The organism is Planctomonas psychrotolerans (genome assembly GCF_008642235.1).
Classification (GTDB): domain Bacteria; phylum Actinomycetota; class Actinomycetes; order Actinomycetales; family Microbacteriaceae; genus Planctomonas; species Planctomonas psychrotolerans.
This window is the reverse complement of the sequence record NZ_SJEV01000001.1, coordinates 52887-70201: the sequence shown is the minus strand read 5'-3', so window position 1 is coordinate 70201 and position 17315 is coordinate 52887. Positions and strand designations below refer to the sequence as shown.

16 protein-coding genes and 1 other RNA gene are annotated in these 17315 nt (G+C 69.2%); 12 read left to right on the top strand and 5 right to left on the bottom strand.

Going from position 1 to position 17315, the window contains the following annotated elements; translation table 11 throughout:
- The first annotated feature begins 16 nt into the window (after positions 1 to 16).
- Positions 17 to 1072 carry an anthranilate phosphoribosyltransferase gene (gene trpD / locus EY822_RS00280; RefSeq protein ID WP_150306441.1) on the top strand — a complete coding sequence of 352 codons (1056 nt, stop codon included), beginning with the start codon at positions 17 to 19 and terminating at the stop codon, positions 1070 to 1072.
- Positions 1073 to 1082: 10 nt separating this feature from the next.
- Here trpD and glpK read toward each other — a convergent pair whose 3' ends face one another.
- On the bottom strand, positions 1083 to 2597 hold the full coding sequence (glpK, locus tag EY822_RS00275; protein WP_150306440.1) for a glycerol kinase GlpK: 1515 nt from the start codon (positions 2595 to 2597) through the stop codon (positions 1083 to 1085).
- Positions 2598 to 2845: 248 nt separating this feature from the next.
- Between glpK and dhaK the strand changes: the two genes are divergently transcribed.
- The 4 genes from dhaK to EY822_RS00255 all read left to right on the top strand — a co-directional run bounded on the left by dhaK (position 2846) and on the right by EY822_RS00255 (position 6069).
- On the top strand, positions 2846 to 3847 hold the full coding sequence (gene dhaK / locus EY822_RS00270) for a dihydroxyacetone kinase subunit DhaK (RefSeq protein WP_150306439.1): 1002 nt from the start codon (positions 2846 to 2848) through the stop codon (positions 3845 to 3847).
- Positions 3848 to 3852: 5 nt separating this feature from the next.
- Entirely contained in the window at positions 3853 to 4488 is a 636-nt protein-coding gene (gene dhaL, locus EY822_RS00265; protein ID WP_150308683.1) for a dihydroxyacetone kinase subunit DhaL, read from the top strand.
- The gene (gene dhaM / locus EY822_RS00260; RefSeq protein ID WP_150306438.1) at positions 4485 to 5186 is read left to right on the top strand and encodes a dihydroxyacetone kinase phosphoryl donor subunit DhaM; all 702 of its coding nucleotides are present in this window, start codon (positions 4485 to 4487) and stop codon (positions 5184 to 5186) included. The genes dhaL and dhaM overlap by 4 nt, the downstream gene beginning before the upstream one ends.
- 328 nt (positions 5187 to 5514) lie before the next feature.
- Positions 5515 to 6069, top strand: a complete 555-nt coding sequence (locus EY822_RS00255; protein ID WP_150306437.1) for a hypothetical protein — start codon at positions 5515 to 5517, stop codon at positions 6067 to 6069.
- Between the two features lie 69 nt (positions 6070 to 6138).
- Here EY822_RS00255 and EY822_RS00250 read toward each other — a convergent pair whose 3' ends face one another.
- Both EY822_RS00250 and EY822_RS00245 read right to left on the bottom strand, forming a co-directional pair.
- Entirely contained in the window at positions 6139 to 6522 is a 384-nt protein-coding gene (locus EY822_RS00250) for a VOC family protein (RefSeq protein ID WP_150306436.1), read from the bottom strand.
- A gap of 98 nt (positions 6523 to 6620) precedes the next feature.
- Positions 6621 to 7544 carry a phosphotransferase family protein gene (locus EY822_RS00245; RefSeq protein ID WP_150306435.1) on the bottom strand — a complete coding sequence of 308 codons (924 nt, stop codon included), beginning with the start codon at positions 7542 to 7544 and terminating at the stop codon, positions 6621 to 6623.
- Positions 7545 to 7846: 302 nt separating this feature from the next.
- On the opposite strand from EY822_RS00245, the gene EY822_RS00240 reads away from it, so the two are divergent.
- From EY822_RS00240 to rnpB, 4 genes are all read left to right on the top strand, one after another.
- The gene (locus EY822_RS00240) at positions 7847 to 8095 is read left to right on the top strand and encodes a hypothetical protein (RefSeq protein WP_150306434.1); all 249 of its coding nucleotides are present in this window, start codon (positions 7847 to 7849) and stop codon (positions 8093 to 8095) included.
- Between the two features lie 113 nt (positions 8096 to 8208).
- Positions 8209 to 9027, top strand: a complete 819-nt coding sequence (locus tag EY822_RS00235) for a Nif3-like dinuclear metal center hexameric protein (protein ID WP_150306433.1) — start codon at positions 8209 to 8211, stop codon at positions 9025 to 9027.
- Between the two features lie 28 nt (positions 9028 to 9055).
- Positions 9056 to 9790, top strand: coding sequence for a zinc ribbon domain-containing protein (locus EY822_RS00230; protein WP_150306432.1), 735 nt, complete (start codon positions 9056 to 9058; stop codon positions 9788 to 9790).
- 215 nt (positions 9791 to 10005) lie between these two features.
- Positions 10006 to 10384, top strand: an RNA gene (gene rnpB / locus EY822_RS00225) — RNase P RNA component class A.
- Positions 10385 to 10436: 52 nt separating this feature from the next.
- On the opposite strand, the gene ppgK is transcribed toward rnpB, so the two are convergent.
- Positions 10437 to 11249, bottom strand: coding sequence for a polyphosphate--glucose phosphotransferase (gene ppgK / locus EY822_RS00220; RefSeq protein ID WP_150306431.1), 813 nt, complete (start codon positions 11247 to 11249; stop codon positions 10437 to 10439).
- A 144-nt stretch (positions 11250 to 11393) separates the two neighbouring features.
- Between ppgK and EY822_RS00215 the strand changes: the two genes are divergently transcribed.
- A complete protein-coding gene (locus tag EY822_RS00215; RefSeq protein WP_150306430.1) occupies positions 11394 to 11582 on the top strand; it encodes an SPOR domain-containing protein in 189 nt (62 codons plus the stop codon).
- A 61-nt stretch (positions 11583 to 11643) separates the two neighbouring features.
- On the opposite strand, the gene panB is transcribed toward EY822_RS00215, so the two are convergent.
- Positions 11644 to 12462 (bottom strand): 3-methyl-2-oxobutanoate hydroxymethyltransferase, encoded by an 819-nt coding sequence (panB, locus tag EY822_RS00210; RefSeq protein ID WP_150306429.1) that lies wholly within the window; start codon positions 12460 to 12462, stop codon positions 11644 to 11646.
- Between the two features lie 100 nt (positions 12463 to 12562).
- Here panB and EY822_RS00205 point away from each other — a divergent pair, with 100 nt between their 5' ends.
- Both EY822_RS00205 and EY822_RS00200 read left to right on the top strand, forming a co-directional pair.
- Positions 12563 to 13900: a glutamine synthetase family protein gene (locus EY822_RS00205; protein WP_150306428.1), complete on the top strand. Its 1338-nt coding sequence runs from the start codon at positions 12563 to 12565 to the stop codon at positions 13898 to 13900.
- A gap of 12 nt (positions 13901 to 13912) precedes the next feature.
- The gene (locus EY822_RS00200) at positions 13913 to 16930 is read left to right on the top strand and encodes a bifunctional [glutamine synthetase] adenylyltransferase/[glutamine synthetase]-adenylyl-L-tyrosine phosphorylase (RefSeq protein WP_150306427.1); all 3018 of its coding nucleotides are present in this window, start codon (positions 13913 to 13915) and stop codon (positions 16928 to 16930) included.
- The last annotated feature ends 385 nt before the right edge of the window (positions 16931 to 17315 follow it).

Sequence of the window (17315 nt, the reverse complement as noted above, 5' to 3'; positions counted from 1 at the left end):
GAACTACGCTGGGGCCATGGGAAACACACCGACCTGGCCCTCGCTGCTCACCACTCTGCTGGGGTCCAGGGACCTCTCAGTGTCGGAATCGACCTGGGCCATGCGTCAGGTTATGCAGGGGAATGCCACGTCCGCGCAGCTGGCGGGATTGCTCGTCGCCCTCCGCTTCAAGGGGGAAACGGTGGACGAGATCGTCGGTTTCCGCGACGCCGTGCTGGAGAGCGCCGTGCCCCTGCCCATCGATCCGCACGCGCTGGACATCGTCGGCACGGGCGGTGACCCGTACGGCGCGGTTCTCAACATCTCGTCGGTGGCGTCGGTCATCGCGGCGGCGGCGGGCGTGCCGGTGGTGAAGCACGGCAACCGCGGGGCGAGCTCGGCATCCGGAGCGTCCGACGTGCTCTCGGAGCTGGGCGTCAACGTCGGAATTCCGGCCGAACGGGTGGCGGAGGTGTTCACGGAGACGGGGATCACCCTCGCGTTCGCGTCGCTGTTCCACCCCGGCTTCCGGCACGCGGCCGCGACCCGCAAGGAGCTCGGGGTGTCGACCCTCTTCAACATCCTCGGTCCGCTGTGCAACCCGGCGAGGCCCGAGGCGTCCGCGGTCGGCGTTGCCAACATCGACGCGGTGCCGCTCATGGCCGGCGTCTTCCAGGCGCGCGGGGCCACGGCCCTCGTCTACCGCGGTGACGACGGTATCGACAAGCTCACGACCACGGGACACAGCCGCATCTGGGAGGTGTCGAACGGGTCGGTCAAGCAGCACGATCTCGATCCGCTCGACCTGGGCATTCCGCGTGCCGAGATCGGGTCGCTGCTCGGCAAGGATGCCGCCTACAACGCCGACGTGGTGCGCCGGGTGCTCGCGGGGGAGCACGGACCGGCGCGCGACGTGGTGCTGCTCAACACCGCCGCAGGTTTGGTGGCCTACGAGCTCGCCGAAGATCCGAGCCGTTTCGGCGTGAGCATCCTCGACCGGCTGCAGGCGAAACTCGAGACGGCCGCCGAGTCGATCGACTCGGGTGCGGCCGCCGCCAAGCTGACGGAGTGGGTGGACGCCACCAACCGGTGAGACCGGCGGCTCAGATCACGTCCTCGTCGACCCAGTCGAAGGTCTTCGTGACCGCTTTCTTCCAGTTGCGGAGCTGACGGTCGCGCTCGGCCTCGTCCATGCGGGGCTCCCACCGGCTGTCCTCCTGCCAGTTGCTGCGGAGGGCGTCGAGGGATCCCCAGAAGCCGGTGGCGAGTCCGGCGGCGTAGGCGGCACCGAGCGCCGTGGTCTCGGCCACCACGGGCCGTACGACGGGGACGCCGAGGATGTCGGCCTGGAACTGCATCAGCAGAGTGTTCGCGATCATGCCCCCGTCGACCTTGAGCTCTGCCAGGTCGACCCCCGAGTCGGCGTTCACCGCGTCGAGCACCTCCCGCGTCTGGAATGCCGTCGCCTCCAGAGCTGCTCGAGCGATGTGACCCTTGTTCACGTAGCGGGTCAGGCCGACCAGCGCGCCGCGGGCATCCGACCGCCAGTAGGGCGCGAACAGTCCGGAGAAGGCCGGTACGAAGTACACGCCGCCGTTGTCGTCCACGGTCTTCGCCAGCGACTCGATCTCCTTGGCCGAGGAGATCAGGCCGAGGTTGTCGCGCAACCACTGCACGAGCGAACCGGTGACCGCGATGGATCCCTCGAGCGCATAGTGCGGCTTGGCGTCGCCCAGCTTGTACCCGAGCGTGGTGAGCAACCCGTTCTTCGAGTGCACGATCTCCTCGCCGGTGTTGAAGATGAGGAAGTTCCCGGTGCCGTAGGTGTTCTTCGATTCGCCGGCGTCGAACGCCGCCTGGCCGAAGGTCGCCGCTTGCTGGTCGCCGAGGATGCCGGCGATGGGCACCTCCCGCAGCAGGCTCGACGACTCGACGGTGCCGTAGACCTCGGACGAGCTCTTGATCTCCGGGAGCATCGACCGTGGAACGTCGAACACCGCGAGGATGTCGTCGTCCCAGTCGAGCGTCTCCAGGTCCATGAACAGGGTGCGGGATGCGTTCGTGACGTCGGTGACGTGAACCCCGCCATCTGTGCCGCCGGTGAGGTTCCAGATGATCCAGCTGTCCGTCGTGCCGAAGAGGAGGTCACCCGCCTCCGCCTTCTCGCGGGCACCCTCCACGTTCTCGAGGATCCAGACGATCTTCGTGCCGGAGAAGTAGGTGGCGAGCGGTAGTCCGACCGTGGACTTGAACCGCTCGATCCCGCCTTCCGCGGCCAGTCGATCGACGATCGACTGCGTGCGGGTGTCCTGCCAGACGATCGCGTTGTACACCGGCTCGCCCGTGGTGCGATCCCACACCACCGCCGTCTCGCGCTGATTGGTGATCCCCACCGCCGCCACGTCGTGCCGGGTGATGTCGGCCTTCGACAGGGCGAGCCCGATCACCTCACGGGTGTTCCGCCAGATCTCGATCGGGTCGTGCTCCACCCAGCCGGCCCGGGGGAAGATCTGCTCGTGCTCCCGCTGGCCCACGGAGACGACCGAACCGGAGGAGTCGAAGACGATGGCCCGGGTGCTGGTGGTGCCCTGGTCGATGGCGACGATGCATTCGGTCATGGGGCTGCTTTCCGATCGGGACGGGAACGACGTCGGGCACGACCGCGTCGTTGCGGTGGTCCCACGATAGACCGACCCGGATTCCGCCCTTCCCGACCCGATCGGCTGGCCTGTCGGGCCGCTGCCGCGCCGAGGGCGGATGGGCGTACATTGGGCACGCGGAGCCACGCCGATGCAGTTGTCCGGCTCAGTTCCCGGAGGAAGCGGACTGCCCTGCGGGAGCAGGAGCACGTCGAACCAGGAGCACGATGAAGAAACTTCTCAACGACCCGCGGTCAGTGGTGCAGGAGGCCGTGGCCGGTTTCGGCGCCGCCCACCCCGGGGTCGTGACCGTCTCGCAGGATCCCCTGTTCATCACGCGCGCTGAGCCCCCGCGGACGGGCAAGGTCGCCCTCGTCAGTGGAGGAGGCAGCGGGCATGAACCCCTGCACGGGGGATTCGTCGGGTACGGCATGCTGGACGCCGCGGTCCCCGGCCCGGTGTTCACGTCGCCCACACCCGATCCGATCGCCGCGGCGACCCAGGCCGTCGATCAGGGAGCCGGGGTGCTGCACATCGTGAAGAACTACACCGGAGACGTGCTGAACTTCGAGACGGCGGCGGATCTCGCCGACGCCGAAGGCATCGCCGTGCGGAGCGTGCTCGTCAGCGACGACGTCGCGGTGCGCGACTCGCTCTATACCGCCGGTCGCCGGGGAGTAGCGGGCACGGTGTTCGTGGAGAAGATCGCCGGGGCGGCGGCCGAGCGGGGCGATGACCTCGACGGAGTGGCCGCGATCGCCACCCGGGTCGCCGAACGGACGCGGTCGATGGGTGTCGCGCTTCGCCCCTGCATCGTGCCGCACTCGGGTGAACCCAGTTTCGAGCTCGACGACGACGAGGTGGAGATCGGTATCGGCATCCACGGCGAGCCCGGTCGGGAGCGGATCGGCATCGAGCCGGCCGACCGGATCATCGACCGCTTGCTCGGTCCGATCCTCGACGATCTGCCCTTCGAGAGCGGGGACCGGGTGGTGGCGCTCGTGAACGGCATGGGCGGGACTCCGTCGATGGAGCTGTACATCGCCTACCGGCGGGTCGCCGACGTGCTGGCCGGGCGCGGAATCGAGGTGGCACGGACGCTCGTCGGCGACTACGTGACCTCCCTCGAAATGCAGGGGCTCTCGCTCTCCCTGCTGCAGCTCGACGACGAGCTCCTCGAGTTGTGGGACGCGCCCGTGCAGACCGTCGCGCTGCGGTGGGGACGGTGAGCGGCGTGGTGCTCGACGCGGCATGGGTGCGCGAGTGGATCCGTCGGAGCGCGGAGGTCATCGCCTCGAACCGTGCTCAGCTCAGCACCCTCGATCGGGCCGTCGGCGACGGTGACCACGGCGAGAACATGGACCGCGGCTTCACCGCGGTGCTCGCCAAGGTGGAGGACGCGCCCCTTGACGCCACACCCGCCGACCTGCTGAAGCTCGTCGCGACCACCCTGATCTCCACGGTCGGTGGCGCGTCGGGGCCCCTGTTCGGCACCGCGTACCTCAAGGCGTCCGGCGCCGTCGCGGGCGCCGTGGAGCTCGACGGCGATGCGGTGCTCGCGATGCTGTCCGCGGCGCGGGACGGCATCGTGCTGCGGGGCAAGGCCGACGCGGGGGACAAGACGATGGTCGACGCATGGACGCCGGCCGTGGATGCGGCGGCGGCGCTTCCGTCGGGAAGAGACCCGATCGCGGTGCTCCGGGCCGCCGCCGACGCCGCGGAGGCCGGGGCGCGGGCGACCGAACCCCTCGTCGCCCGCAAGGGACGCGCGAGTTACCTGGGGGAGCGTGCGGTGGGGCACCGGGATCCCGGTGCCTCGTCGAGCGCGCTCCTCCTCCGCGCCGCTGTCGATGCGGCGGAAACGGGATGAGCGTCGGTATCGTCTTCGTCTCGCACAGCGAGAAGATCGCGCACGGCCTCGTCGACCTCGCCCGGCAGATGGCGCGCGGGGTGCGGCTGGAGGCGGCCGGCGGAACCGACGACGGGGGAGTGGGCACGAGCTTCGACCGGGTCACCGAGGCCATCACCGCGGCCTCCTCGGGATCCGGTGTGGTCGTGCTCTGCGACCTCGGGTCCGCCTACCTGACCGCGGAGACCGCAGTGGATTTTCTGGACGACGGTCTCCGCGCCGGAGTGCGCATCGTCGACGCGCCACTCGTGGAGGGCGGCGTGGCAGCGGCGGTGGCCGCCGAGAGCGGGGGCACCCTCGACGCCGTGGTGGCCGCCGCTCGGTCGGCTGCCGGTGAACCCGCCGCACCGGCCGACGGGTCGGGAGGCGAGGGCGCAGCACAGAGCGAGTCGCTCGACGGGGACGTCGTGAGCGCGACGGTCGCCATCGTGAACACGGACGGCCTGCACGCCCGACCCGCGGCCGAACTGGTGAAGCTCGCCAGCTCGTTCGACGCCAGAGTGACCGTCAACGGAGCGGATGCCCGGTCGCTCCTGCTCATCATGACCTTGGCGCTCGCACAGGGGACCGATGTGACGATCGCGGCGCGGGGTCCGCAGGCGCGGGACGCGGTCGAGCAGCTCACCGCCCTCATCCGATCGGGGTTCGGCGAGGTCTGACCCGCTCCTGCCAACGCCCGATTTGGGCCCCGAACGCGTGGAGGACTGTCACGGGGGATGCCCGGGGCACTCACAGGTTGCCCGCCGCGCCACCCCACCCGTGCTCGGCGTGGAATGAGGAATTCATCAGCCGGTTCGTTCCCGCGATCGGCATCGGGGCGACCCATTCGGGGCTCAGGGCGCGGGCGACTCGAATGTTTCAGTGTGGTCTCGAGCGGTAGCCGGTGCCGGCCCCGCTACCTAACGTGGCATCGCGGTTCACGCACAGCACCATCCGGTCGGTATCCCCGTTCCGACCGGTCACGCAGACAAGAGAATCGAGACAGTCATGAACGTCATCACGCACCCCACGAAGAAGAAGACCACCTGGATGACCCGCGCCGCCGTGCTCGGAGCCACCCCCGTCCTCGCTCTCGGCCTAGCCGGTTGCAGCACCGCCGGAGACGAGGAGGGTGCCAGCGTCGAGGACGTGCAGGAGATGGGCGAGGAGGCGGAGGAAGACCTGAACGACGGCGAGGCCGTCACACCCTACGAGGGTGCTTACGACCAGACCTTCTACGACGACGTCGAGGACGTCCACGCCGGTCAGTTCGTCACGGTGACCGCGCTCGTCAACCAGGTCGTCACTCCCGAAGCGTTCACCATCGCCGGAGGGGACAACACCACCGTCGACGAACTCCTCGTGCTGCACGAGGGAACCGTGGAGGGTCTCGAGCCGGAGCTCGACGTCTCGGTCAGCGGCACGGCGGAAGTCGCGTTCGTGCTCGTGGACGTGGAGGAGAGCATGGGCATCGATCTCGATGACGATGCGTTCGCCGAGTGGGAGGGCCTGCCCTACATCGACGCGACGACGGTCGACAGCACCGTCAATCTCGAGGAGTAATTCACCGACGAAGACGGCCCGCCGGGGGACATGTTCCCCTCGGCGGGCCTTTTTTCGTCACGGAGGCGTTCAGGCGGTGGACAGCACCGACAGCACGTTGCCGGCCGGATCGCGGAACCACGCGATGTCGGGCCCGTTGCCCCGCATGATGCCTTTGGCGTCGGTGGGCAGGTCCGGATCATCGCCGTAGATGGTCGTCGACACGCCCCTCGCGTTGAGGTCGTCGACTGCCGCGTCGATGTCGTCCACCGGGAAGTTCAGGATCGTGAACGACGCGGGCGTGTGCCCGTCCTTGCCGTAGACGAGCACGGTGGCGCCGCTGTCGAGGTGCAGGTCTAGGAAGCCCATCGAGTTCTCCGTGACGCGGATGCCGAGCGTCCCCTCGTAGAAGGAACGCGCCGTATCGATGTCATCGACGGAGAATCCGCTGAACGCCCGAGCCGTTGTGAACATGAGTTCCCCTCCCGGTATCCGAGAAACGGTGAAGTGTACGGTGTTCACAATGGCACTCCAGTGCGGCGGTGTCCAGCCCGCCCGGGATCGTCCGGTCGTCAGAGGATCGGCGGCAGGAACCTCGACAGCACGGTCGCGGCCGAGACGCGATAGTCGTCGAGGAGGTCGGGGCGCCACGCCATCGACCAGCGCACGAGATCGAGGGCTTCGAGCGCGAGCATCGCCTCGAGGTCGGGGAGGGTGCGCGTCCAGTCGAGGCCGCACTGCTCGGCGAAGATTCGAACTGAGTCGAGGTCAGGGCTTCCCTCGGTGACGTGCCAGCGGAACACGGAGAGCACATCGCCGAGGGGTGCCGGACCCGCGGACGCCGCTCCCCAGTCGAGCAGGACCGGCTCGCCGTCTCGCAGGATCACGTTGCGGGGGGCGAGGTCGCCGTGGCGAAGCCCGAAAGTGAACGGCGCGTCGCGCAGGCGCCCGAGCTCCTGCCGCAGGATCGGTGCGGCGGCGGCAGGGTAAACGCCCCAGTCGATCAGCGGATCGGTGGGGGACAGTTCCGCGAGGTTGTAGTCGACGTGGGACGCCCACGCCCGCGGCAGGTCGCGGCCGAACCGGGAGAACAGGGCGACCGGCGCATCCGCGGTGAGAGCCACGTCGCTCACCCGCGCGGCGAGAGCGCCGAGGCGATGCCAGGTGTCGTCCGTGTCCTTCGCGGAGTCCTGGACGGGGTGCCGACCGTCGACGAACTCCTGGACGAGGTACGGCACATCGTCCTCCTCGCCGCGGACGAGCAGCCGCGGAGACGCGATGCCGGCCGATGCCGCGGCACCGAGGCACCACGCCTCGATGTCGAAGTCATCCCGGCGGTGGGGATCGACGGCGAAGCGCAGGACGACGCGTGCGTCCGGCGGCCCGATCGCGAAGGAGTGATTGACGAAGCCTCCGGGCAGCGCGACGACGTCGATCGGCGGAATCCCGTGCCGATGGGCTATGGCCCGCGCCAGCTCGGCGTTACGTTCGCGCACCCCTCGACTCTAGAACGCGTCCTTCCTGAGTCGCGTCGCCGGAAGGACCGCCCCTGTACTGGGGGTCCGCCATTATGCGGACAAACCGATCTGTCTGTCCTCCGGTCCGCTATCGTCGATCTCGCACCGATTCCCCCGATCCGGTGCGATTCCGCGGATACCCGATCCGCTCGGGCAGCCCCTTCCCCCGTCAGGTTGCCAACCCGCACAGCACGTCCGGAGCGGTGTGCTCGACCGCATCGCGGTCGAACCCCCGACACCGCTCCGGGCTGCCGCACCCTGAGAGAAGGAGTAGAGCATTGATGAACACCGACCAGGCCTGGTTCGACTCGCTGGCGGCGCCGCTGCAGCAGCACCTGTGGGAGCACCGGGGCGAGCCCCTGTCTCCCGAGATCCTCGTCGATCTGTCGCGCCCGACACGTCCTCGGCCCCGAGTGCAGACGGAGTGGTCCGCGCGCGGGCCCGTTGTACGCCTGCCCTACGAGACGTGGGAGTACATCTGGAGCCGGATGAGCGCCCACGCGTCGGATCGCACCCTCGTTCCGGCCTGACCCTCGCGGTCCGCGCCCGTCACGGCTCTTCGCGAGTCCGGGTTAAGCGAGTCCGGTCCAGCGACCACCGGCTGTCGGCCGTTCCGACGCGACCCGGGAAGTAGGCTGGTGCGATGCCGTACTCCCTGGTTCAGGTGAACACCGCGATCGAGTCGCTGTGGCCCCTGTCCGGTGCGTCGGAATGGGATGCGCCCGGCCTCGTGTCGGGGGATCCCTCGGCGACGGTCGAACGGGTGCACCTCGCGGTGGACGCTGTCGCCGCAACCGTCGACGAGGCCATCGACCTTCGGGCCGACCTTCTTCTCGTCCATCATCCTCTGCTGCTCCGCGGGGTGACGTCGGTGGCCGAGGATCGCGTCAAGGGCGCCCTGCTCGCCCGGCTCATCCGCGCGGGATGCGGACTCGTCGCCGCCCACACCAACGCCGACGTCGTCGACGACGGCACCTCGGGGGTGCTCGCGGCCCGACTGGGTCTCCGGGACACCCGCCCTCTGGAGAACCAGGGCGAGAGCGGCGGCATCGGCCGCATCGGCACCCTTCCCGCTGCAGTGACGCTCGGTCGACTGGCAGGCATGCTCGCCGAGGTGCTGCCCGCCACGGCCACGGGCATCCGCGTCTCCGGGCCCTACGACGCCGCCGTCTCGACGGTGGCCCTCTGCGGCGGAGCGGGCGATTCTCTCCTCGGTTCGCCCGAGGTCGTGAGCGCCGATGTCTACATCACCTCGGACCTGCGGCATCATCCCGCATCGGAAGCCCGCGAATCCGCCACCCATGCGGGCGGCACGCCCTACCTCATCGACGTCTCCCACTGGGCGAGCGAGTGGTTGTGGCTCGACACCGCCGCCGAGGCGTTGCGCACGGCGCTGCCGCAGCTCAGTGTGACGGTGAGCGAGTTGCGCACCGACCCGTGGGATTTCGTCGTCACTCAGTGACGCACCGCATCGAAACGGTCAGGAGACCATGAAAGCCAGTCCCGAAGTTCAGAAGCAGCTGCTGACCCTGCAGAGCGTCGACAACCGCTTGCAGCAACTCGACCACGCCCAGCGCTCCCTCCCGGAGCACGCCACCATTCGCGACCTCCAGGGAACCATGAGCGGAATCCGCCGCGAGCTGGCGGTGCGGTCCGGTGCCGTGGAGGATGCGCGCACCGAACTCACCCGCACCGAGTCGGACGTCGCCGTGGTGGAAGCCCGCATTCAGCGCGATCAGCAGCGCCTGGCCGCCACAACCTCCGTGAAGGATGCCCAGGGACTCGAACACGAGCTCGCCTCGTTGCAGAGGCGACGGAACGACCTGGAAGAGATCCAGCTCACCGTGATGGAGCGACTCGAGGAACTGGAGGGCGCGCTCGCCGAGATCGTCGGCGAGCGCGATCGCGTGCAGGATGCGGTGTCGGCCGCCGAGGCGGCACGCGACGCGGCGGTGAACGACCTCCGCGCCGAGCGGAACCGGGTCGCCGACGATCGCGCGGCGCTCCTGCCGATGTTCCCGGACGAGCTGATCGACCTGTACGAGCGTCAACGGGCTCGCTACGGCATCGGTGCGGCACTGCTCCGAGGCGGCGTATCGCTCGGCAGCAACGTGCGGCTCACCGGATCCGATCTCGACATCGTGCGCCGTGCGGCACCCGACGACGTGGTCATCTGCCCGGACAGCAGCGCCATCCTCATCCGCACCGAGGAATCCGGCATCTGACGGTGCATCGAGGCAGCAGCGCCATCCTCATCCGCACCGAGGAATCCGGCATCTGACGGTGCATCGAGGCAGCAGCGCCATCCTCATCCGCACCGAGGAATCCGGTATCTGACGGCGCATCAAGGCAGCAGCGCCATCCTCATCCGCACCGAGGGATCGAGTGCCTGAGCGTGCACGAGGTAGCAGCGCGCTGCGCGATAGACTGCTCCCGCGAATGGGTCGACAAGACGGTCGCGTCGTTTCCCGGATCCGCGAGGAGTCGGGGAATGCCGAGGAACGTCCGGGCTCCGCAGAGCAGGGCGGTGGGTAACACCCACCCGGGGCAACCCGCGAGACAGTGCCACAGAAAACAGACCGCCGGCCTTGTGCCGGTAAGGGTGAAACGGTGGTGTAAGAGACCACCAGCGACCGGGGCGACCCGGTCGGCTCGGTAAACCTCGCCCGGAGCAAGGTCGAACAGAAGACGCATGGGGCTGCTCGCCTCGGTCTTCGGGTAGACCGCTAGAGGGTTGCGGCAACGCAACTCGTAGATAGATGGCCGTCCATGGCGCTTCGGCGCCGGGACAGAACCCGGCGTAGCAGTCGGCCCATTCGCCCCGGCCGCCTGCAGCGACCTCGGTGACCGTCGGCTCGCGCGGCCCGTTAGCTAGCCGGTCTTCTCGATCAGGTCCTTGCCCTCGGGAATGCGTCGCCGTGCCGCGGCGTCCGCGGCCAGCGCGGCGGCGCCGAGTATTCCGGCGTTGTTGCGCAGTACGGCGGGCACGATCGGGGTGCGCAGGCTGAGCAGCGGCAGGAACTGCTTGTGCTGCTTGGACACCCCGCCGCCGACGATGAACAGGTCGGGCCAGAGCAGCTTCTCGAGCTGCGAGTAGTACGTCTGCAGGCGAGCCGCCCACCGGTTCCAGGTGAGTCGACCGCGTTCCTTCGCGGCGAACGAGGCCCGCTTCTCGAAGTCCCGCCGTCCACCGATGTCGAGGTGACCGAGTTCCGCATTCGGGATGAGCACGCCGTTGTAGATCAGCGCGGAGCCGATGCCCGTACCGAGGGTGGTCATGATGACGAGGCCCTTCACGCCGCGGGCCGCACCGAAGTGGGCCTCGGCGACACCCGCCGCGTCCGCGTCGTTCACGAAGGTGATGTCGACGCCCAGGTTCTTCTCGAACAGTTCCTCGGCGGCGAGGCCGATCCACCTCGACGACACGTTGGCCGCGGACATCGTCGTGCCGTGCACGATGGCGGCGGGGAAGCACACGCCGATGGGGGTCCCGGCGGGCACGTCGCCCAGTTCCTCGACGATCTGCTTCACCGTGTCCACGATGGCCTGCGGCTCGCCGCCCTCGGGCGTCGGCTTCTTGACCCGGCCGCTCAGCAGCTCACCGGTGTCGATGTCGACGATCGCGCCCTTGATTCCGGTGCCGCCGATGTCGATGCCGATTGCTGTCGATGCGTCCTCTGCCATGCCTCACACCCTACTTCGTCGCCGTGCTCTCCCCGGCTCCGTCGTATACACCGGTGCGCACCGGTGCACGGAGTCCATCGGTGCACCTGGTCTTCCCGTGCGAGGGTCTGCCGGTGCGTGGCATCAGGGGCATACGCTGGGGTCATGGCACACGAGGCGGACACCCAGTTCTGGTTCAACTCCCGCACCGGTGAGGTGGAGCAGGGGGCGATATCCCCGGCTCCCGATCGGATCGGCCCGTTCGAGACGCGTCGCGAGGCTGAGCATGCCTGGGACAGGGTGCGCGAGAATTCGGCGCGCTGGGCGGCGGAGGACGCCGCCGAGAACCGCTGACCCGACCCGCTGGGGGTGCGTCGCATTCGCGCGGTGCGTCGCGTTCGCTAGGCGTCGTTCGCTACGCGTCGTAAGACTCGTCGGCGCTCGGATAGCTCCCGGATGCGACGTCGGCGCGGTACTCGGTCACCGCGGTCGTGAGCGTTTCGCGAAGATTGGCGTACTGTCGCACGAACTTCGGGACCCGCCCGCCGGTGAAGCCGGCGAAGTCGGTCCACACGAGCAGCTGCCCGTCGACGTGCGGGCCGGCGCCCACACCGATGGTCGGGATGCGCAACTCCTCGGTGACGCGCTTCGCGACGGCGCTCGGCACCATCTCCAGCACCACCGCGAACGCGCCCGCATCCTCCACGGCGTGGGCGTCGGCGAGCAGGCGCTCCGCAGCGTCGCCCCTGCCCTGGATGAGGTGGCCCCCGAGGCCGTGCTCGCTCTGCGGGGTGAAGCCGATGTGTCCCATGACCGGGATCCCGGCGTCGACGATGCGACGGATCTGCTCGGCGCTGCGCACCCCGCCCTCGAGCTTCACCGCGTGCGCCTCCGCCTCCTTCATGAAGCGGAAGGCGGTGTGCAGGGCCGCCTCCGGGCCGGACTCGTACGACCCGAACGGCATGTCCGCCACCACGAACGCCCGGCGCACGGATGCCGCGACGGCGCGGGTCAGCGGAAGCAACTCGTCGGTGGACACGGGAAGGGTGGTGTCGTACCCGAGCACGTTGTTGGCGGCGGAGTCGCCGACGAGGAGGAAGTCGATGCCCGCCGCGTCGAAGATGTCGGCCGTGAGCATGTCGTAGCTCGTGAGCCCGGTGATCTTCACGCCGGTGTCTTTCGCGTTCTGGAAGTGGCGGGTGCGCACCCGCTTGACGACCGGCTGTTCTGGCATCGCACCAGTCTATTGCCGGGCATCCCGTTCCGGCCGGTGTCAGCTTCGGCGAAGAAGCGGGGGAGCCACTAGCCTGTGGGAGGGGACAGGAAGGGTTGGAATGGACAAGCAGCGGGACTTCGTTCTTCGCACGATCGAGGAGCGCGGGATCAAGTTCATCCGCCTCTGGTTCACCGATGTGACCGGGACGCTCAAATCGGTGGCGATCGCCCCGGCGGAGGTCGAGGGAGCGTTCGGCGAGGGACTCGGATTCGACGGTTCCGCCATCGAAGGCCTCACCCGCTCGTTCGAGTCGGACATGCTCGCGCAGCCCGATCCGACGACCTTCCAGATCCTGCCGTGGCGGGGCGAGATCGACCCGACGGCCCGCATGTTCTGCGACATCACGACGCCCGACGGGCAGCCGGCCGTCGCAGATCCGCGCAACGTGCTGAAGCGCACGCTCGCGAAGGCCGCCGACCGCGGCTTCACCTTCTACACGCATCCCGAGATCGAGTTCTACCTGCTGAAGTCGTCGCACTACGGTCCGAACGGACCGGAGCCGGTCGACTCGGCCGGATACTTCGACAACGTGCCCGGCGGCACCGCGCACGACTTCCGCCGACGCTCCGTGCGGATGCTCGAGGACCTCGGCATCTCGGTGGAGTTCAGCCACCACGAGGCCGGTCCCGGACAGAACGAGATCGACCTGCGCTACGCGGATGCGCTCACCACGGCCGACAACATCATGACTTTCCGCACGGTGGTGAAGGAGGTGGCGATCGAGCAGGGCGTCTACGCGACGTTCATGCCGAAGCCGCTCTCCACCCAGCCCGGAAGCGGCATGCACACGCACATGTCGCTGTTCGAGGGCGACACCAACGCGTTCTACGAGGAGGGCGCGCAGTACCAGCTCTCCAAGATGGGACGCCAGTTCATCGCCGGCCTGCTGCACCACGCACCGGAGATCACCGCGGTGACCAACCAGTTCGTGAACTCCTACAAGCGCCTCTGGGGCGGGGGAGAGGCACCGAGCTTCGTCACCTGGGGGCACAACAACCGCTCCGCGCTGGTGCGCGTGCCGCTGTACAAGCCGCGCAAGGGCCAGAGCTCCCGCGTCGAGTACCGCGCCATCGACTCGGCCGCGAACCCGTACCTGTCGTTCTCGCTCATGCTCGCCGCCGGGCTCAAGGGCATCGAGGAGGGCTACGAGCTCCCCACCGAGGCCGAGGACAACGTCTGGATGCTGAGCGACTCGGAGCGCCGCGCCCTCGGCTACCGGTCGCTGCCGGCGAGCCTCGATCACGCCCTGCAGATCATGGAGGGGTCGGAGCTCGTGGCCGAGACCCTCGGCGAGCAGGTCTTCAACTACGTGCTCCTCAACAAGCGCCAGGAGTGGCGCGAGTACCGGGCTCAGGTGACGCCGTACGAGTTGCGGTCCAACCTCGAGCTGCTCTAGCGCCCGTCCGCGATGCGGCGTGACGCCCTCAGTCTCAGCGAACTCGCCAAGGCGGGGTTCGCTGAGCTGAGCGCCACCCGCCCGGCACTCGACGAGGCGGCGGTTCTGTCCGGTGAGGATCCGGCCCGTCTCCTCCGCCTGTTCTCCGCCGGAGCGGATGCCGACGGCGGCCTGCGCTCGCTGATCGCGCTGCTCGACCGTCATCCGGAGCCGGTCCGTCGACTGCTCGCCGACGACCCGGCCGCGGACCGTCTCGTCCGCGTGCTGTGCGCGTCATCCGGGCTCGCGGAGTTCTTCCTGCGCAACCCCGACGAGCTCGAGGCGCTCGTGTTCCCGCTGTCGCGACTGCCCGAGGCTGCGGAGCTCCGTGCGGACCTGCTCGACGCCGTGGGAGTGCCCGACGGGGATCCGGGCGGTTTCGCGCGACTGGTCGGCGACGAGGGCAGAATGGCGCTGCGCGTGCGTTACCGCCGGCACCTCGCTCGCATCGCGGCGTACGACCTCACGCATCCGAGCCCGCTCGGAGCCATCGCCGAGGTGACCGCGTACCTCGCCGATCTGGCCGGAGCCGCGCTCGACGCGTCGCTCGCGGTGGCGCGGGCGCAACTCGTCACCGGGGGCGGCCCCGGGCGCTTCGGCGCCGAGGAGATCGCCGACACGCGGCTCGCCATCATCGGAATGGGCAAGGCCGGGGCGCGCGAGTTGAACTACGTGAGCGACGTGGACGTGATCTTCGTGGGGGAGGCGGACGACACGGAGCTGACGACCTCGCGCGCGATCGACGTGGCGTCCCGGTTGGCGGTGCTCACCATGCGGGGCATCGACGAGTCGGCGATCGAGCCGGCGCTCTGGGAGGTGGACGCCAATCTCCGGCCCGAGGGCAAGGCGGGCGTGCTCGTGCGCACGCTCGACTCGCACCTCGCCTATTACGACCGGTGGGCGAAGGGTTGGGAGTTCCAGGCGCTGCTGAAGGCCCGCCCGCTCGCAGGCGATCCGGAGCTCGGCGCCCGGTATGTGGAGGGCGTCGCTCCCAAGGTGTGGATCAGCGCCGGCCGGGAGAACTTCGTGGAGTCGGTGCAGCGGATGCGCCAGCGCGTCGCGGAGAACATCCCGAGGGCCGACGTCGACCACCAGTTGAAGCTCGGGCCCGGGGGACTCCGTGACATCGAGTTCACGGTGCAGCTGCTGCAACTGGTGCACGGCCAGAACGACGATGCGGTGCGGCAGGGTGGGACGCTCCGCGCGCTGCATGCGCTCGCCTCCCGCGGCTACATCGGGCGTCGCGAGTCCGCGGAGTTCGCGGAGGAGTACCGGTTCCTGCGGCTCTTGGAGCACCGACTGCAACTGCAGCAGCTCCGCCGCACCCACCTCATGCCGCGCGCGGAGGACGACCTGCGGATCCTCGCCCGATCGACCGGGCTTGTCGGCAGCGCCGCAGCCCTCACCGAGCGGTGGAACGCGACGAAGGCGGCGGTGCGCACGCTGCACGAGCGGCTCTTCTACCGCCCGCTCCTCACCGCGGTCGCGGCGCTGCCCGAGGAGGATTTTCTGCTCACGAGCGAGCAGGCGACGGCCCGGCTCGCGGCAATCGGCTTCACCAACGCCAAGGGGGCGCTCGCGCACATCGGTGCGCTCACGCAGGGCGTGTCCCGGCGCGCCACCATCCAGCGGAACCTGCTCCCCGTCATGCTGCAGTGGTTGTCCGCGGGTACCGACCCCGACTACGGGCTGCTCGAGTTCCGCCGGTTGAGCGAGGCGCTCGGCGAGAGCAGCTGGTTCCTGCGCATGCTGCGGGACTCCTCCGGTGCCGCGCAGCGCCTCATGACCGTGCTCTCCGGTTCGCGTTTCGTCGGCGATCTGCTGGAGCGCATCCCCGAGGCCGCCGCCTGGTTCGACGACGACGACGAGCTCCGGCCCCGCACCTGGAAGGCGCTGAACGATGAGGCGGTCGCCACCGTCAACCGGCACGCGACGCTCGAGGGCGCGGCGGTGGCGCTGCGTACCGCGCGACGGCGGGAGGTGCTGCGCCTCGCGATCGGCGCCATCGTCGGTCTCATCTCGGTGGAGCAGCTGGGCAGGGGACTGTCGGACATCACGACCGCGCTGCTCCGTGGCCTCGTGCACGGCATCCGGCAGGGGACCGGGCCGTGGCCGGAGTTCGCGATCATCGCCATGGGGCGGTACGGCGGCGGCGAGCTGGGCTTCGGGTCGGACGCCGATGTCATGTACGTGTTCCGGCCGATCGCCGGCATGGACGGCGACCTCGCGCACCGGCGTGCGCAGTTCGTGGTCTCCGAACTCAACCGGTTGAGCGAGGATGCGCGACTGCCGCTCGACCTCGACATCGGTCTCCGACCCGAGGGCAAGAACGGCCCCGCGGTGCGGTCGCTCACGTCGTACCGGTCGTACTACGAGCGCTGGTCGCTCACCTGGGAGGCGCAGGCTCTGCTGCGAGCACGCGGCGTGGTCGGTGACCTAGGGCTGCTGCAGGACTTCTCCGAGCTGGCCGACCGGTTCCGCTACCCTGAGGCGATCGGCGACGCGGACGTGCGGGAGATCAAGCGCATCAAGGCGCGGGTGGAGAACGAGCGACTGCCGCAGGGCGCGGATCCGGCGCGGCACCTGAAGCTCGGACGCGGGTCGCTCAGCGATGTGGAGTGGTACGTGCAACTTCTCCAGCTGCGGGAGGCTCACCGGGTGCCCGGGCTCCGCACGCCGTCCACGCTCGAGGCGCTCGCCGCGGCCGCGGATGCCGGGCTGGTTCCGCGGACGGATGCCGAGCGGCTGCGGGACGCCTGGATCTTCGCGTCGCGGGCGCGCTCGGCGATGACGCTGTGGACGAGCCGCACCGCCGACGTGCTGCCCACCGACCGGCTGCAGCTGGAGGGCGTCGCACGACTCCTCGAGTATCCGCCGCACTCCGCCACGCGGCTGGAGGAGGACTACCTCGGCGTCACGCGTCGCGCCCGTGCCGTCTTCGAGCGCGGCTTCTACGGTGTCGACACTCAGCCGGCCCCGACCCCGATCTGAGCCCTCCCTCCTCCGGTCCCTGAGCCCGTCGAAGGGACGTTCCCACACGGTCTCTGAGCCTGTCGGAGGGATGCTCCCACACGGTCCCTGAGCCTGTCGAGGGGACGCGACCTCACGGTCCCTGAGTCTGTCGGAGGGGACGCTCCCACACGGTCCCTGAGCCTGTCGAAGGGACGCTCCCACACGGTCCCTGAGTCTGTCGAGGGGACGCACCCCACACGGTCCCTAATTCTGTCGAAGGGACGTACCCACACGGTCCCTAATTCTGTCGAAGGGACGTACCCACACGGTCCCTAATTCTGTCGAGGGGACGTACCCACACGGTCCCTAAGCTCGTCGAAGGGACGTGCCCCACATGGTCCCTGAGCTTGTCGAAGGGTCGTGA

Excerpts from the sequence above, each read along its gene's own strand:
- EY822_RS00240 (WP_150306434.1), top strand. The coding sequence starts at position 7,847 with ATGAACACCGACCAGGCCTGGTTCGACTCGCTGGCGGCGCCGCTGCAG.
- dhaK (WP_150306439.1), top strand. The coding sequence starts at position 2,846 with ATGAAGAAACTTCTCAACGACCCGCGGTCAGTGGTGCAGGAGGCCGTG.
- EY822_RS00255 (WP_150306437.1), top strand. The coding sequence starts at position 5,515 with ATGAACGTCATCACGCACCCCACGAAGAAGAAGACCACCTGGATGACC.
- EY822_RS00205 (WP_150306428.1), top strand. The coding sequence starts at position 12,563 with ATGGACAAGCAGCGGGACTTCGTTCTTCGCACGATCGAGGAGCGCGGG.
- EY822_RS00235 (WP_150306433.1), top strand. The coding sequence starts at position 8,209 with ATGCCGTACTCCCTGGTTCAGGTGAACACCGCGATCGAGTCGCTGTGG.
- EY822_RS00200 (WP_150306427.1), top strand. The coding sequence starts at position 13,913 with ATGCGGCGTGACGCCCTCAGTCTCAGCGAACTCGCCAAGGCGGGGTTC.
- glpK (WP_150306440.1), bottom strand. The coding sequence starts at position 2,597 with ATGACCGAATGCATCGTCGCCATCGACCAGGGCACCACCAGCACCCGG.
- EY822_RS00215 (WP_150306430.1), top strand. The coding sequence starts at position 11,394 with ATGGCACACGAGGCGGACACCCAGTTCTGGTTCAACTCCCGCACCGGT.
- EY822_RS00250 (WP_150306436.1), bottom strand. The coding sequence starts at position 6,522 with ATGTTCACAACGGCTCGGGCGTTCAGCGGATTCTCCGTCGATGACATC.
- ppgK (WP_150306431.1), bottom strand. The coding sequence starts at position 11,249 with ATGGCAGAGGACGCATCGACAGCAATCGGCATCGACATCGGCGGCACC.
- EY822_RS00230 (WP_150306432.1), top strand. The coding sequence starts at position 9,056 with ATGAAAGCCAGTCCCGAAGTTCAGAAGCAGCTGCTGACCCTGCAGAGC.
- trpD (WP_150306441.1), top strand. The coding sequence starts at position 17 with ATGGGAAACACACCGACCTGGCCCTCGCTGCTCACCACTCTGCTGGGG.
- dhaM (WP_150306438.1), top strand. The coding sequence starts at position 4,485 with ATGAGCGTCGGTATCGTCTTCGTCTCGCACAGCGAGAAGATCGCGCAC.
- panB (WP_150306429.1), bottom strand. The coding sequence starts at position 12,462 with ATGCCAGAACAGCCGGTCGTCAAGCGGGTGCGCACCCGCCACTTCCAG.